15 protein-coding genes are annotated in these 15054 nt (G+C 37.2%); 6 read left to right on the top strand and 9 right to left on the bottom strand.

Translation table 11 applies throughout. The annotated features are described in order from the left end of the window. Positions 1-5 precede the first annotated feature (5 nt). The 8 genes from atpA to M1F63_RS04440 form a co-directional block, all read right to left on the bottom strand. Positions 6-1511, bottom strand: a complete 1506-nt coding sequence (gene atpA / locus M1F63_RS04475) for a F0F1 ATP synthase subunit alpha (RefSeq protein ID WP_247940827.1) — start codon at positions 1509-1511, stop codon at positions 6-8. A gap of 14 nt (positions 1512-1525) precedes the next feature. After that, positions 1526-2062: a F0F1 ATP synthase subunit delta gene (locus M1F63_RS04470; protein WP_038806143.1), complete on the bottom strand. Its 537-nt coding sequence runs from the start codon at positions 2060-2062 to the stop codon at positions 1526-1528. After that, a complete protein-coding gene (gene atpF, locus M1F63_RS04465; protein ID WP_000558543.1) occupies positions 2062-2556 on the bottom strand; it encodes a F0F1 ATP synthase subunit B in 495 nt (164 codons plus the stop codon). Before atpF ends, M1F63_RS04470 begins: the two co-directional genes overlap by 1 nt. A gap of 13 nt (positions 2557-2569) precedes the next feature. After that, entirely contained in the window at positions 2570-3286 is a 717-nt protein-coding gene (atpB, locus tag M1F63_RS04460; protein WP_000392869.1) for a F0F1 ATP synthase subunit A, read from the bottom strand. Between the two features lie 34 nt (positions 3287-3320). Further along, positions 3321-3521 carry a F0F1 ATP synthase subunit C gene (locus M1F63_RS04455; RefSeq protein WP_001054556.1) on the bottom strand — a complete coding sequence of 67 codons (201 nt, stop codon included), beginning with the start codon at positions 3519-3521 and terminating at the stop codon, positions 3321-3323. Positions 3522-3753: 232 nt separating this feature from the next. Then, complete coding sequence (locus M1F63_RS04450) at positions 3754-4065, bottom strand: CHY zinc finger protein (RefSeq protein ID WP_247940826.1); 312 nt, start codon at positions 4063-4065, stop codon at positions 3754-3756. A 14-nt stretch (positions 4066-4079) separates the two neighbouring features. Continuing rightward, positions 4080-5366 carry a peptidase U32 family protein gene (locus M1F63_RS04445; protein WP_247940825.1) on the bottom strand — a complete coding sequence of 429 codons (1287 nt, stop codon included), beginning with the start codon at positions 5364-5366 and terminating at the stop codon, positions 4080-4082. 138 nt (positions 5367-5504) lie between these two features. After that, entirely contained in the window at positions 5505-6203 is a 699-nt protein-coding gene (locus M1F63_RS04440) for a GntR family transcriptional regulator (RefSeq protein ID WP_247940824.1), read from the bottom strand. A 140-nt stretch (positions 6204-6343) separates the two neighbouring features. On the opposite strand from M1F63_RS04440, the gene guaA reads away from it, so the two are divergent. The 4 genes from guaA (at position 6344) to M1F63_RS04420 (ending at position 11350) form a co-directional block, all read left to right on the top strand. Beyond that, positions 6344-7906 (top strand): glutamine-hydrolyzing GMP synthase, encoded by a 1563-nt coding sequence (gene guaA / locus M1F63_RS04435; RefSeq protein WP_000065715.1) that lies wholly within the window; start codon positions 6344-6346, stop codon positions 7904-7906. Between the two features lie 220 nt (positions 7907-8126). Continuing rightward, entirely contained in the window at positions 8127-9599 is a 1473-nt protein-coding gene (locus tag M1F63_RS04430; protein WP_247940823.1) for a hypothetical protein, read from the top strand. Positions 9600-9698: 99 nt separating this feature from the next. After that, complete coding sequence (locus M1F63_RS04425) at positions 9699-10118, top strand: hypothetical protein (RefSeq protein ID WP_247940822.1); 420 nt, start codon at positions 9699-9701, stop codon at positions 10116-10118. Between the two features lie 74 nt (positions 10119-10192). After that, on the top strand, positions 10193-11350 hold the full coding sequence (locus M1F63_RS04420) for a nucleotide-binding protein (protein WP_247940821.1): 1158 nt from the start codon (positions 10193-10195) through the stop codon (positions 11348-11350). Positions 11351-11437: 87 nt separating this feature from the next. On the opposite strand, the gene M1F63_RS04415 is transcribed toward M1F63_RS04420, so the two are convergent. Then, positions 11438-11698, bottom strand: a complete 261-nt coding sequence (locus M1F63_RS04415) for a hypothetical protein (RefSeq protein WP_247940820.1) — start codon at positions 11696-11698, stop codon at positions 11438-11440. A gap of 522 nt (positions 11699-12220) precedes the next feature. Between M1F63_RS04415 and M1F63_RS04410 the strand changes: the two genes are divergently transcribed. Both M1F63_RS04410 and M1F63_RS04405 read left to right on the top strand, forming a co-directional pair. Further along, complete coding sequence (locus M1F63_RS04410; RefSeq protein ID WP_247940819.1) at positions 12221-12994, top strand: ABC transporter ATP-binding protein; 774 nt, start codon at positions 12221-12223, stop codon at positions 12992-12994. Beyond that, the gene (locus M1F63_RS04405) at positions 12984-15038 is read left to right on the top strand and encodes an FtsX-like permease family protein (RefSeq protein ID WP_247940818.1); all 2055 of its coding nucleotides are present in this window, start codon (positions 12984-12986) and stop codon (positions 15036-15038) included. Before M1F63_RS04410 ends, M1F63_RS04405 begins: the two co-directional genes overlap by 11 nt. Positions 15039-15054: the final 16 nt, after the last annotated feature.

Below are 15054 nucleotides of genomic sequence, written 5' to 3'. Positions count from 1 at the left end.
TATTCTTATTGGAAGCTGGATTGATTGAGAAACTCTGTAATCGCAGCATCCAAGACTGCTTCATCTGGCAAGTCTTTTGTTTCACGAATGGTTCCCAAAATCTCTGGATAATGAGCATCAAAGAAAGTATGGAACTCTTCCTCAAAACGAACAATGTCATCTACTGGAATCGTATCCAAGAAACCATGTGTCAAAGCATAGAGAATGGTTACTTGTTTCTCAACAGGTAGTGGTTTATGAACAGGTTGTTTCAATACTTCCACAGTACGACGTCCACGGTTTAACTTAGCCTGTGTTGCTGCATCCAAGTCAGAACCAAACTTAGTGAAGGCTTCCAACTCACGGTATGAAGCAAGGTCGATACGAAGTGTACCAGCTACTTTCTTCATGGCTTTGATTTGTGCAGAACCACCTACACGGGATACAGATGAACCCGCATCGATGGCTGGACGAATACCCGCATTGAAGAGACCATCACCAAGGAAGATTTGTCCGTCAGTGATAGAAATCACGTTGGTTGCGATATAGGCAGAGATATCTCCCGCTTGTGTCTCGATAAATGGTAGGGCTGTAATAGATCCACCACCAAGTTCATCAGAAACTTTAGCTGAGCGCTCAAGCAAACGGCTGTGAAGATAGAAAACATCCCCTGGGAAGGCTTCACGACCTGGTGGACGACGAAGCAAGAGGGAAAGCTCACGATACGCGACCGCTTGTTTTGAAAGATCATCATATACGATCAAAACATGCTTGCCTTGGTACATAAACTCTTCTGCCATAGCAACCCCAGCATAAGGAGCTAGGAAGAGCAATGGAGATGGTTGTGAAGCAGAGGCAGTCACAACGATTGTGTAATCCAAGGCACCATACTGACGAAGTGTTTCTACTTGTGTACGGACTGTTGATTCTTTTTGTCCAATCGCTACATAGATACAGATCATATCTTGCCCTTTTTGGTTCAAGATTGTATCAATCGCAATGGTTGTTTTCCCTGTCTGACGGTCACCGATAATCAACTCACGTTGACCACGACCAATCGGTACAAGGGCGTCAATAGCTTTCAAACCAGTTTGCAATGGTTCTGATACAGACTTACGTTGCATAACACCAGGAGCTGGCGCTTCTACTGGACGAGTTTTGTCAGTATGGATGTCACCAAGACCATCAACTGGACGACCAAGTGGGTCGACAACACGTCCAATCAGGCTATCCCCCACAGGTACTTCCATAATTCTACCTGTACGGCGAATGGTATCACCTTCACGAATATCTGTAAAGTCTCCAAGGATGATAATCCCAACGTCTGTAGACTCCAAGTTTTGCGCCATCCCATAAGAGCCGTTTTCAAAAATCAACAGCTCTCCACTCATGGCATTTTCAAGACCGTGAGCACGCGCAATTCCATCCCCGATATAGGTTACAACACCCGTTTCAGACACATCAAAATTGGGTTTGAAATTTTCAATTTGTTGCTTAATTAAAGCGCTGATTTCTTGTGCGTTAATTGCCAAAAGAACACCACTTTCTATTTCAAATTTTCTTTAACAACTCGAAGTTGTTGTTTTATACTCACATCAATTGTCTTGTGATTAGCAAAAATGACAAAACCACCAATGAGTCCTTCATCAATTTGTTCTTTAATACTCCGTACTTTCAGAGACATTTTTTTCTCTATCAAGGGAAGCAAACGTTCCTTCTGTTCATCTGTTAAAGGATGAGCTGAAGAGATCGTGACTACAAAATGATTGGTTTCTCTTTCAAGACGATTCAAACAATCAACAATGATATCATAAAAAAGATTTGCTCTGTGATTGTAAATCAGAACCTGAATAAAGTTTTGCATTAAAGGTGAGACAGAGTCTTGAAAGAAACCAACTGTTTTTTCCTTATCAGACTCATCAACTGCCACCTGAGCTAAAAAAGAAGGTAAGCCCGTTTCTTCTGCGACTTGCTTGATTTGATCCAAGTCTGAAAAAATCCGGTCCTCTTCTCCTTTTTCAATCACTAATTGGACAAAAGGCATGCTGTACTTTTCAATTACCTTTGCTGTTTTCTTGTCCATTAGGCTTCTCCTAGCTGATCGATATACTGATCAATGAGTTCCTTATGAGCATGACTGTCAAGGTTTTTTGAGATGATTTTACCAGCAAGACTAATCGTCAAATCTGCCACCTCGCCCTTAACACTTTGCAAAGCTTCTGCTTTATTCTGAGCAATTTCTTGATTCGCCTTCTCTTTTAAGCGACCTGCTTCTACTTTAGCATCTGCCAGAATATCTGCTTTACTCTTTTCTGCAGTCTCTTTAGCATTTTCAATGATTGTTTTGGCCTCGTTGCGACTACCAGCCAATTCATCTTCTCGTTTTTGGGCAAGAGTTTCTGCTTTTTGACGTGCTTGTTCAGCTCCATCAATATCAGCAGCAATTTTATTTGCCCTTTCTTCGAAGACACTTGTCAAGTTTGACCACGCATATTTCTTAACTAAGACAATCAAAAGGATAAAAGAGCCAGCGATTAAAATAAAGTTACCAATTAATTCACCTACTGTTACGTGCATCTGTTACTCCTTTCTACTCTTCTCCATCATTTATCTTATTTCCTAAGTACATAGAAGACAACATGGTAAACACATAGGCTTGGATGCAGGAAATAAAGACAGAAAAGGCTGTCCAAGCCAAGTTAGCACCAAAAGCAACTGGATACCAATATAGAGCTTGATGAGATAGAGTGATTAGCAAACTAGCCATCACTTCTCCAGCAAAGATATTTCCGAACACCCGCAAGGCAAGTGATAAAAAGTTGGTAAACTCTTCTAAGATATTCATGGGAGTCATAAAGCCAGGTGTGATATAGGCTTTTAGATATTTTTTAATCCCACGGCGACGAATCCCTTCAATATGGGTCATCAGGATAATTCCAAATGACAAGGCCAAGTCAAACTGGAGATTTGCAGTTGGCGATGTCCAAAGGTTTGTCCCATCTGTGGTTTGAAGTTTCGCCATCAAACCGAGGTTATTTGCCAGTACCATAAATAGAAATAGACAAAGGAAAAAGAGCGAGTAGTCTTTCATGTAGCTTTTACCAATGTTAGGTTCTGTAAATCCAATAACGAAGTCATAGAAATACTCAAGTACATTTTGCTTTCCTTTGGGTTTCAAAGTCATATTGCGACTTGCCCAATAGATAAAGCCAAAAACAACTCCCACAATCAACAAGGTCATGGCTAACATGGTTAAATCAAAGGTAACAGGACCAATATTGATGGTTGGATTGATACTTTCTTCCATCTAGAATCCTCCCTTTTCTTCTCGTTCCATTTGTCTATTTGATGACGAATGAAAAGACGAGGGTAACCAAGAACGTTCCTTCAATAAAGGCAATTCCCATGATCATTAAGCTACGTAATTGTGGGATGATGTCTGGTTGGCGAGCTGCTGATTTGAACAAACCGTTCATCAACATACCTTCTGCAAGAGATACACCCATACAGGCAAGACAAAGACCGAAAAATGTTAAATTCATGATGAATTCTCCTTTTATTTAAAATTTACTTACTTAGTTTAGTCCTAAAATTTTGATTTGTCAACTTTTTACTTACGTTGAAAGCGTTTCAGATAATATATTTCTATTTTTGCTAATTTTACACTATTCTTATAGAAAGTTTTTCCATTTTAGATTGCGAGTTTTTCTTGATTTTACTATATTTTCTGAAACAAACTGAAAAATCCAAGTTTAAAACCTGGATTGATTCAGTTTATTTAAAATAGTAGGAATAGTGTTGTTTACAACCTGGATTAAATGGAGCACTGCAGTAAGGACAAGCCATCTGCTTTTGGTATTCTTGGAAAGTCATTGTCCTCTTACAAACCCCACATAAGATCGGTCGATCCTCAGAAAGCGCCAAGGGATAGGGCGAAAACACATGCGTTTCTATAGCATTGTGGCACTGATAGCAAGCATAGTATTTTTTACACTCATAGCACTGGAGGGAAACGATGTCCTTTTCGCCATGATAATGAATACATCTGCCTTCATCATCAACTAACAAACCTTGTGCTTGATTCATTCACTTTTCCTTCTCTAGGCACGAACTGTGACGCTGGTTCCATCTTCCTTATAGAGATTGATAAGACCTTCCTTGAGAGCGCGGACCATGTCCCCAGCTTGAACAGGTTGTGGAACCTTAATGGTCAAGAGTTCCATTGGATTTGGGGCGCGGTCGATTTTATTGCCCTTGGCATCATGTAAATCTTCGATATACGTTTCAAAATGACGGAAACCTGGGCCATAAAACTCAACTTGGTCGCCTTCGTTAATGACATTCCGTTGACGAATAGTTGCTGTTTGTGTCGCATCATCATAAGAAACCACTTCAGCGACAAACTTATACTCAGGAATTTTACGACGAGCACCAAACAACTGCTCATTTTCAGATGGTGTACCGTAGTAGAAACCTGTTGCTAATTCACGTTGGGCAACCTTCCACATCTCATCAATCAAGTCTTGCTTAACAGCTTCAAACTTCTCTGGACTCTCTAGATAAGCATCAACAGCAGCCTTATAACAGTTAGTTACTGTTGAAACATAGTGAATAGACTTCATGCGTCCTTCGATTTTTAGACTGTCCACACCATTTTCAATCATATCTGGGATATGGTCAATCATGGACATGTCAACAGCTGACATTGAAAATTCTTCTGGGATTTCCCCTTTCAAGCTCTTACGTTCTTTCCCAAATGGCATATCATAAAGATCATACTTCCAACGGCAAGACTGAGAGCAACCACCACGGTTAGCATCACGCATACTCATGTGGTTTGAAAGAGTACAACGACCAGAGTAAGAAATACACATGGCTCCGTGGACAAAGGCTTCAATCTCAACATCTGTACGTTTGCGGATTTCAGCTAATTCTTCCATCGAAACCTCACGCGCCAAAACGACACGAGTCAAGCCCAGTTCTTTCCAGAACTCAAGGGTTTCATAGTTAGTTGCACTTGCTTGGGTAGATAGGTGGATTTCAAGACCTGGTGCTTCAGTCGCTGCAATCATGATCAAGGCTGGGTCAGATACGATAACTGCTGCAATCCCGATATCACGCAGTTTACGGAACCACTCACCAGCACCAGCTTCATTTCCTTCGTGCATAACCATATTGGCAGCTACATAGACTTTGGCACCGTACTTGGCAGCAAACTGGACACCTTCTTCCATCTGTTCGAAAGTAAAGTTTCCGGCACGGCTACGAAGACCATAGGCCTGACCACCGATAAAGACAGCATCTGCTCCATATTGAACAGCTACCTTTAGCTTCTCTAAAGTCCCTGCAGGTGATAAAACCTCAGGACGTTTTAATGTTTTTGTCATGTTTTCTCCTATTTGCAATATAAAAGTTTGACGTTTTTCCTTCTCATTTTATAGTAAATAAGCCATAAAATCAAGCCTAGACAGATTGTTTTGATAATTCTAATCTTTTAAGAAAGCAAAAAAACTAGCCTTTCTAGACTAGTTATTCTCAAGATAAAATTCAAAGCGTTCGCCTACATACTGACTTTTTACATATTCAAATGCAGTACCATCTTCTAGGTAGGAAACCTGAGTCAAACCAAGAATAGCATGTCCTTTTTCAACTTCCAAATAGTGGGCAATCTTTTCTTTAGCAAGACGAGCATAGATGGTCTGCTGTGATTTGCCAATACGGTAGCCGTGTTTTTGTAGAGTCTGGAAGAAATGACTAGTGATTTCTTCTTTTTTAAAGTCCTTAATGAATTTTTCAGGAATAGAAGCAACTTCATAAACCAGAGGAACCCGGTCGGCATAGCGGACCCGTTCCATTCGGATAATATTCTCGGTAGGAGAAATTCCTAGCTTGGCAACTTCCTGTTCATTAGGAATAGTTTTTCTGTAGGAAATGAGCTGGCTAGAGGGTACTTTGCCTTGGGACTTAACAATTTCAGTAAAACTGGTTGTCCCTCGCATCTTTTCTTGTACTCGAGTACTGGAAACAAAGGTGCCGCTTCCTACACGGCGCTCTAAGACGCCTTCTTCGACTAATAGAGATACGGCTTGTCGGAGGGTCATACGACTAACCGCAAACTGCTCTGCTAAATCTCGTTCACTGGGAAGCCTCTCACCAATGGCCCAACGATGTTCGTCAATATCCTTTTTAATCTGATCATGGATTTTCATATAAGCGGGTAGCATATTTTTCACTTCATTTCTATCTTTTCTCTATTGTACCCCAATAAACTAGAAAAAGTCAAACTTCGCCTTGTTTAGTTGGTAATTCGCCCTTATTTGTGATAGAATATTGAAAAAGATATTTCTTTTGAGAAAGGAAAAAGATGAGCAACATTTCAACTGATTTGCAAGATGTAGAAAAAATCATCGTATTGGACTATGGTAGCCAATACAACCAGCTGATTTCACGCCGTATCCGTGAGATTGGTGTTTTTTCAGAACTAAAAAGTCATAAAATTTCAGCTGCTGAAGTTCGTGAAATCAACCCTGTAGGAATCATCCTTTCAGGTGGTCCAAACTCTGTATACGAAGATGGTTCATTCGATATTGACCCAGAAATCTTCGAACTTGGAATTCCAATTTTGGGAATCTGTTACGGTATGCAGTTGTTGACCCATAAACTTGGAGGAAAAGTTGTTCCTGCAGGTGATGCTGGAAATCGTGAATACGGTCAATCAACCCTAACTCACACACCATCAGCGCTTTTTGAATCAACACCTGATGAACAGACTGTTCTGATGAGTCATGGTGATGCGGTTACTGAGATTCCTTCTGACTTTGTTCGTACAGGTACATCAGCTGACTGCCCATACGCAGCTATCGAAAACCCAGATAAACACATTTACGGTATCCAATTCCACCCAGAAGTTCGTCATTCTGTGTACGGAAATGATATCCTTCGTAACTTTGCTCTTAACATCTGTAAAGCTAAAGGCGACTGGACAATGGATAACTTCATCGATATGCAGATCCAAAAAATCCGTGAAACAGTAGGTGATAAACGTGTCCTTCTTGGTCTATCAGGTGGTGTTGACTCTTCAGTTGTTGGAGTTCTTCTCCAAAAAGCGATTGGCGATCAATTGATCTGTATCTTCGTGGATCACGGTCTTCTTCGTAAAGGAGAAGCGGACCAAGTTATGGACATGCTTGGTGGTAAGTTTGGTTTGAATATCGTCAAAGCAGACGCTGCTAAACGTTTCCTTGATAAACTTGCTGGCGTTTCTGACCCTGAACAAAAACGTAAAATCATCGGTAATGAGTTTGTATATGTTTTTGATGACGAAGCAAGCAAGCTCAAAGATGTGAAATTCCTTGCTCAAGGTACCTTATACACAGATGTTATCGAGTCTGGTACAGATACAGCTCAAACTATCAAGTCACACCACAACGTGGGTGGTCTTCCAGAAGATATGCAGTTTGAACTGATTGAACCACTCAACACTCTTTACAAAGATGAAGTTCGCGCCCTCGGTACAGAGCTTGGTATGCCAGACCACATCGTATGGCGCCAACCATTCCCAGGACCAGGTCTTGCTATCCGTGTTATGGGTGAAATCACTGAAGAAAAGCTAGAAACAGTTCGTGAGTCAGACGCTATTCTTCGTGAGGAAATTGCTAAAGCAGGTCTTGACCGCGATATCTGGCAATACTTCACTGTTAACACAGGCGTTCGTTCAGTTGGGGTTATGGGTGATGGTCGTACTTATGATTACACAATCGCCATTCGTGCAATCACTTCTATCGATGGTATGACAGCTGACTTTGCAAAAATTCCTTGGGATGTCCTTCAAAAGATTTCTGTACGTATCGTAAACGAAGTGGACCACGTTAACCGCATCGTCTATGATATTACAAGTAAACCACCTGCAACCGTTGAGTGGGAGTAATGGAGAGGCTTGATTTACCTTCAAAATAGCGATTCTACAGCAGTTTAGCAGGAACAAAATAGTCTAAAAAGGGTGTATCTTCGTTTGATTCCCCCCTAAATCCCCCCGAAAAGTTAGTTAAAAATTTTTTTGACCAACATTTTTGGAGGGATTTTTATAATAAAAAGTACAAAGTATTTTTATAGCACGTAATTTTATTTTTCAAATGTAAAAAATATATATGATTTCTAGAGTAAAATTTTATGATGTAAATGACTTATCTATCGGTTTCTATTTTCCAAGAATTCAAGAAATTTTAGATGCTTATTTATCGAATTCTTATAGCCTAAATTCTTTTTTGGAAGCCCTTGAATTTTATAATATTATCAAATTCATAGAAAATGAGGTTTTTTCAATTGACTGGTCGCTAAGCTATATTGAAGAAATAAAGAAATCTCTTCCTTCGATGATTCAACTACAAAATAATTATTTTGGTTCTGCTCCGAAAGATGAGATTTTAAATAACATAAAACTTCTACAAAGCGAATATAACTATCGTGAAGACTTTTTTGAGATATTTACATTATTTAACTATGGTCAAAAAATTAGTGAAGTAGAGTTTGTGCAATATTTTATAGAATCCAATCTACATTTATGTCATCTCTTAAAAAATACCTATTTTCTAAAAAAGTATCCTACTTTCATTAAGCAATTTTTTCTGAGTTCACCCTCTCATCTTGAAATATTACTCGATAATTTTGTAGATTCAAATTCATGTAAAAATGTTATCCCAAGTAATATCACAAATTTAGAGTGGAATGATTTAATTGAAAAATATATTTGTGACCCCGATGTGAATATAAATTATTTAAAAATTTTAAGAAACCCTATAAAAGGTTTCGATAAGAATAGATACTTTCAACTTACAGATAAACAAAAAATGTTGATTGACAAAAAAATTCAAGAATTTAATTCTAGTTTTAATGATAAGGATTTTGGAATTCAAGTTGATATTAGAGTATATACAAAGAAGGAAGCGTACTATTACGCAATTAAAAAGAGTAGGGAGCTTCATATTGAGGGAATTGAAAAAGGTTTGTATAATCCTATTGCAGTCGCAACAGGTGGAGCTAGGCCAAAACAATATGAATATACATTATCAACTTTTATAGATAGTGCTAAACTTTTTGAAAAACATAATTTTCAAAATATATTAGACTATTTTTGTAAAGACTTTGAACTGAGCACAAGTGTTGGTACTTTTGCATTAGCAAGCTTTCCTCAATTAGAGATGGGGGTACTTGAAAGAACGTTAGGCATTTCGACTAGAAATCACTATAAATTTGGTTTTTACTTCTCAGTCAAGCATCAACTATACGTGATGAAACTGATTGCTTTATCAAAAATACTACAGAAATTCAGTCTAAGAATTGAAGATTTCATTACTTGGTTTTTCGATATTTTCCTGACTAATCAGTACGGTATTGATTGGATACATTTTGATGTGCCTTCAATTTCAGAAACAACGGGAAATAAAACAGCAACACTTTTTAGAATCGAAGAATCATTAAGAAAACAATACAAATTATTGAGTGAAGAAGGGCTTATTGATGTAAATTTATATAATATTACTTCTACTCCTTCAATTGAATCTCTGCAGAGTTTTACTAAAAGAAAATACTTCTCAATGAATAATTCAGATAATAATATTTAACAGATTGTTAATTTATTATTCTCTGACCAAAGTCCTATTCATTTTATTAATGAGGAATACAAAGGAAGCAACTTTAAGGAATTAATTTCACAACAATGCTTGAGTTATGCAAATTTTCATGAATATCAAATAGATTACATAAAACTACTAATAGATGCTGGAATTTGCCAAAATGATACAGGTGTTATATCTTTTAAAGATATGTCCCAAATAAGTCTTTTAGAAAAAATATTCTTATATGGCTCTGTTAATAGTATATCTTTATCTGAATCTGAAAAACTCAGTGCTGATAGGATGCTTGATAATGGATGGTTAATATTTTCGGATACCTTATTTTCAATTCAAGAAATTAATTATTTGAATTTTGTCCTAAATAACAAATCATATGACAATAGCTGGGGAATCAGAAATAAGTATTTGCATGGAGTACCTATTTATGATTCTATTCAGCAATATGAGTATGACTATCATCTCATTCTGCTCATATTAATTTTCTATATTATCAAAATAAATGAGTAACTCAAACATCGTAGTTATTGCTAACCAAATTCATTCACAAATAATATTCTACTGATTAACTATCGGAGCTTTTTATGACTACAATATTCTTTTCATGGCAATCTGACTTACCGAATAAAACAAATAGAAATTTAATTGAGAATTCTATAAAATTAGCATTGAAAAAAATGAACCAAGATTCTCCGTACTCTCTTATCACTGAAATTGACAGAGATACAAAAGGTGTTCTAGGTAGTCCAGATATTGTTGATTCAATATTAACCAAAATTGATAAGTGTGGCCTATTTATAGCAGATATATCAATTATAAACAGTAGTTTAAATGGTAAAAGAACTCCTAACCCTAACGTATTATTTGAATTAGGATATGCAGTAAAGTGTCTAGGGTGGGATAGAGTTATTTGTGTGTTCAATTCTGATTTTGGCGATGTTTCAGAACTACCTTTCGATTTACGTAATAGACGAATTCTAACTTATGAAACATCCAATATTTCCGAAACAAGGAAAAAGTTAGCTGATATATTTAAACAAATAATTGATAAGAATTACTATACTTTAGAACAAGTCCAAGAAGTTAGTGACTTTTATAGTATAAAAATCTATTCATGCTTTATTAATATCATATCAAGAATTATAAAGGTTTTATATGGAAGTGAAACTGTCTGCTCTTTTGAAGCAATTACTAATGTTTTAAATATGACTCCTACAGAAATAAATAGACTACTTTCGCATGAATTGCTGGGTTTTAACTTATTTACAAGCTATGACGAGCAAATTAAAATATTAACAAACGAGTTAGATAGAATCACCTCTATTAATATGTTTAACACAAACCTGTATGTACCCATTATTAAATTAATTAAGGAATTAAAATCCCATAATCTTTTTATTAATAGAGAACATTTTTTTGAAAATTTTAAAGTAAATACACCCATCATGAATGACTATAGTATCATTCATAATAGTGATAATAACGAAATTCCGAATAGATATGCTCTAGGAAAGAAAATTGATGGCAATAGAGCAAAAATCGTAGATTTCACCGATATTAAACGAACTGACCATGTTAAATTTGCTTTAACTCACTTCTGTTTAGATGTAAATACATATAACGTTTACTATAATCATTATGTTTGTATTCTTAAATATATCAATGAGTTTATTAGTAATAATGATGGGAAATTTTTAATTGACAATACAGAAATATTAATAAAAAATGTAAAAAAACTGTAATTAGATGATTAATATAAAATATTACTTACAAACTTACAAGAATAGAGCCTGATAGATTACATATCAAGCTCTATTTTTTGGTTTATTCTATTTACTTAATGTTACTGTTTCACCACTATCTCCTGCTAAATCAGGCATTGTTACAGAATCTCCAGAAACTGAATATTTCAGCTCAGTACCATTGTTATCACTGATAATCTGTTTGTCTGTATCAATAGCTACTTTCTCGGAATAGAGGTACTTCACATTATTGCCTCTCTCTGAAAGGAGATTGATATTAAATATGTTTTCATCACAACTTACTTTTAGTTCGTAATGCAATGTCATTTCTTCGTCTTCGAATCCCATTTCAGAACCATCAATACCGCTTTTTTCGTATGAATATGTTCCTGATAGCTGACTATCATTAGTACTTGTACAGTGGTGCTGATAAAGAGATAGCTCAACTACTTACAAATGCAATTACCATACAAACCGCATCAGAAACAAGAGTAAAATTTAATTGAAATCAACATATGAAAAAATCAATCCCCCCGAAAAATCCCCCCATTGAAGTATATAACCCTTCTAAACCCTTGATTTACAAGGGATATGGATATACCAGTCTCAATTGAGTGGGAGTAGAGTTTCCTATAAAATAAAAAATAATACTGCTGGAGCATGGACTACAGTGGTATTATTTTTTATAATTTCAATATTAGGAAAATTTCTCGACTCTCAACTCCTCTTTTTAAATCCTTGAAACCATGCTATAATATAGTAAGTATAGCTCCAATAACCTAATGATAAAGATTTCTTACATCATCCGTAAGTGTTATTCTACTCTGATTCATATTATAATGAAAGTAACAAAAGATGGAGGTGTTTCACATGGAAACAATTTTACGAGTAGAATCATTAAAAAAGCATTATGGAAAAGAGCCGAATATCACCAAAGCCTTGAACGGTATATCTTTTCAAGTTGTCAAAGGTGAGTTCTTAGGGATTATGGGGAGCAGTGGTTCTGGGAAAACAACCCTTCTTAACTGTCTCGCTACTATCATCAAACCAACTGACGGTTCCATTCAAATGCAAGAAAAGGATTTAGGTCAGTTAAAAGGGAGCCAATTAACAGATTATAGAGGCAAGGAAATTGGCTATCTCTTCCAGAATTTTGAGCTCTTGGAGAATCTTACAGCCAAAGAAAATATTTTACTTCCCTTATCTTTGCACAAGGTCGATGCCAACGAAAGCAAGGTTCGATTAGAATTACTTTCCCAATATCTGGATATTTCTGAACTTCTGGATAAGTTCCCTTCTCAATTATCAGGTGGTCAACGGCAAAGGGTAGCTGCTGCGCGCGCCTTAATTTTAGACCCTAAGATTGTATTTGCGGACGAGCCCACAGGGGCTTTGGATTCAAAAAATGCGACCATTTTGATGCAAAAATTATCCGAAATGAATCAAGTGGAAGAAACCACCATTCTCATGGTGACCCACGATTCCGTCGCAGCCAGCTTTTGCAACCGCATCTTGTTTATCCAAGATGGAAAACTATTCCATGAAATCCGTCGCGATTATCCAAGAGAAAGTCAAGAAGACTTCTACCACAGAATACTAAAGGTCATGGCAGCACTAGCTGGAGGTGATGGTAATGTTTTCTAAATTAGTCTCAAGAAATAGCAAGAGAGATCGAAAGAATAATGGCTTGTATTTCAGTTCTATGGTTCTGTCTATTATCTCCTTTTACATCATCCTTTCTTTGTCTCATCAAGATGTGATGCACTTTCTAAAACAAATAGAAAGTGACGCTGTAAATAAACTCTTTAGCATGATTCCCATTCTTTATGTAGCAACGCTCTTTATTCTCTTTTTTCTAGTCTACTTCTCAAGCAGTATGCAGATGGAAAGGAGAAAACATGAATTTGGTGTCTATCTCACACTGGGAATGCGAAGAAGCAAACTGTTCTTGCTACTTCTGCTCGAGGATTTGAGAAACAGTGTCCTTGCCCTTGGAATAGGCCTTCCTATTTCCATCTTAATTTCAGAATTGATTAGCCTAATAACCGCTAAAATTGTGGGACTAGGGATTATTGAACATCAATTTTCTCTATCTACCACAGCTCTACTCTATACAGTCATCGGCTTCCTAGCCGTAAAATTAGCTGTTTTTGTCCTTTTAAGTGCAAAGACTGCCAATATGGAAATCGGAAACCTGCTCGCCTATTCTCCTTCTGGGATGAAGAAACTACTCCCCAAGGGGGTGTACCTTCTTGCTTCTATCCTCGGAATTTTGCTTCTAGGAACAGCCTATTACATGGGTATGAGTGGACGAGCTTGGGAAAATGTCATAACAATGGGCATCACCGTTCTCTTAGGAACTCTGGGAACTATCCTACTCTTCTTTGGTATGCGTTTATTTATAGACTTTTTGGTCAAGCTTGGAAACAATCGAAAACTTCATGCCTATAATTTTAGACAGATTCAGGAATTAGTTATCCAACGCTCAACTATACTGGCTGTCTGCTCCCTATTAATCTTCTCTGCCTTGTGCCTCTTTGGAGCAGGTGTGGCCATTGCAAGCGGCAATTCAGGCAATCAAACCCACGTATTGGATTATACATTTAGAGATAGCAAGCAGGAAACAGATGAAAATCTTGATATAAATGCAGTTAAAAAAGAGCTTGAAGCTGCCGGACTAGTATCACAGTTTTCAAAGATTCTGCAAATTAAAGTAGGCCAAACTAAAGAACACGAATCCGTGTCCTTCGAAGAGGTCATAAAGGAGTTGAAAAATCAAAAAGACAACAAGAACAAGGAAATTTTGCTCCATAAATTTAAACAGTCTACTAATTCCCACCTCATACCAGTTTCCGAATACAATGAACTTAGAAAGGCTGCCAATATTCCTCCTCTAGAACTAACTAGTAAGGAAGCATATTTGTATATGGGGAAAGATTTTCTGCCTGATGAAAGTCTCGTCAACTCTGTCCTAAAGACAAAGCCTCAAATCAAAGTCATGGGAAATGATGTAAAATTGATTGGCGAGGTGGAGTCTTTGCCAATCGTAACGGATCGTGAGATAACCCTCTCTGTCGCTCTCATAGTTCCAGATGAGATTTTTATGAGCTATACAGACGGTCGCTATTCGAACTATGTTAGCGGTATCTTGGCTCCTGAGCTAGTCAAGGAAAAAGGCTTGATGAGAGCTATCTCAGATACCAATGAAAAGCTAAATCAAACCTCTCTTGGCTATGAAAGCTATATACAAAATATGGGAAGACAATTGTTTTACATTATCTCTGCCAGCTATGTCACCATCTATCTGTCTATCATCTTCCTTGTTGTCGCAAATACAATTATCGGCGTTCAGTTTTTGATGGGACAAAGACAATCCTATAGACGATACCAGACCTTGATCCATCTCGGAGCCAACTACGAAACTCTTTGTAAATCGTCAGAAAAGCAAATCAACTGGTATTTCGGTCTACCAATAGCCCTTGCACTTATCAGTAGTAGCTTCGGAGTGAGCTCCCTCCTCACAGGAATAGTGCCCGCTAGCGCAAGAATGGTTATGGGGCAGAAATTTATCACAGCCATGCTGATAGTACTGCTGTTAGCTGGCTTTGAAGTCATCTATATCAGAATTGTAAAGAAAAATAGCAACAAGTACTTATTGTCATTAATGGAACCCAAAAGAGATGAATAAGGTAGAATAAAATAGG

Source organism: Streptococcus oralis, assembly GCF_023109155.1.
GTDB lineage: Bacteria > Bacillota > Bacilli > Lactobacillales > Streptococcaceae > Streptococcus > Streptococcus oralis_BZ.
This window is presented reverse-complemented; position numbering and strand designations above follow the sequence as displayed.

Bases quoted from the DNA above. Each gene is read 5' to 3' on its own strand.
- M1F63_RS04420 (WP_247940821.1), top strand. From the start codon at position 10,193: ATGACTACAATATTCTTTTCATGGCAATCTGACTTACCGAATAAAACA.
- M1F63_RS04450 (WP_247940826.1), bottom strand. From the start codon at position 4,065: ATGAATCAAGCACAAGGTTTGTTAGTTGATGATGAAGGCAGATGTATT.
- atpB (WP_000392869.1), bottom strand. From the start codon at position 3,286: ATGGAAGAAAGTATCAATCCAACCATCAATATTGGTCCTGTTACCTTT.
- M1F63_RS04410 (WP_247940819.1), top strand. From the start codon at position 12,221: ATGGAAACAATTTTACGAGTAGAATCATTAAAAAAGCATTATGGAAAA.
- guaA (WP_000065715.1), top strand. From the start codon at position 6,344: ATGAGCAACATTTCAACTGATTTGCAAGATGTAGAAAAAATCATCGTA.
- M1F63_RS04440 (WP_247940824.1), bottom strand. From the start codon at position 6,203: ATGCTACCCGCTTATATGAAAATCCATGATCAGATTAAAAAGGATATT.
- M1F63_RS04455 (WP_001054556.1), bottom strand. From the start codon at position 3,521: ATGAATTTAACATTTTTCGGTCTTTGTCTTGCCTGTATGGGTGTATCT.
- M1F63_RS04445 (WP_247940825.1), bottom strand. From the start codon at position 5,366: ATGACAAAAACATTAAAACGTCCTGAGGTTTTATCACCTGCAGGGACT.
- atpF (WP_000558543.1), bottom strand. From the start codon at position 2,556: ATGCACGTAACAGTAGGTGAATTAATTGGTAACTTTATTTTAATCGCT.
- M1F63_RS04430 (WP_247940823.1), top strand. From the start codon at position 8,127: ATGATTTCTAGAGTAAAATTTTATGATGTAAATGACTTATCTATCGGT.
- M1F63_RS04405 (WP_247940818.1), top strand. From the start codon at position 12,984: ATGTTTTCTAAATTAGTCTCAAGAAATAGCAAGAGAGATCGAAAGAAT.
- M1F63_RS04415 (WP_247940820.1), bottom strand. From the start codon at position 11,698: ATGGGATTCGAAGACGAAGAAATGACATTGCATTACGAACTAAAAGTA.
- M1F63_RS04470 (WP_038806143.1), bottom strand. From the start codon at position 2,062: ATGGACAAGAAAACAGCAAAGGTAATTGAAAAGTACAGCATGCCTTTT.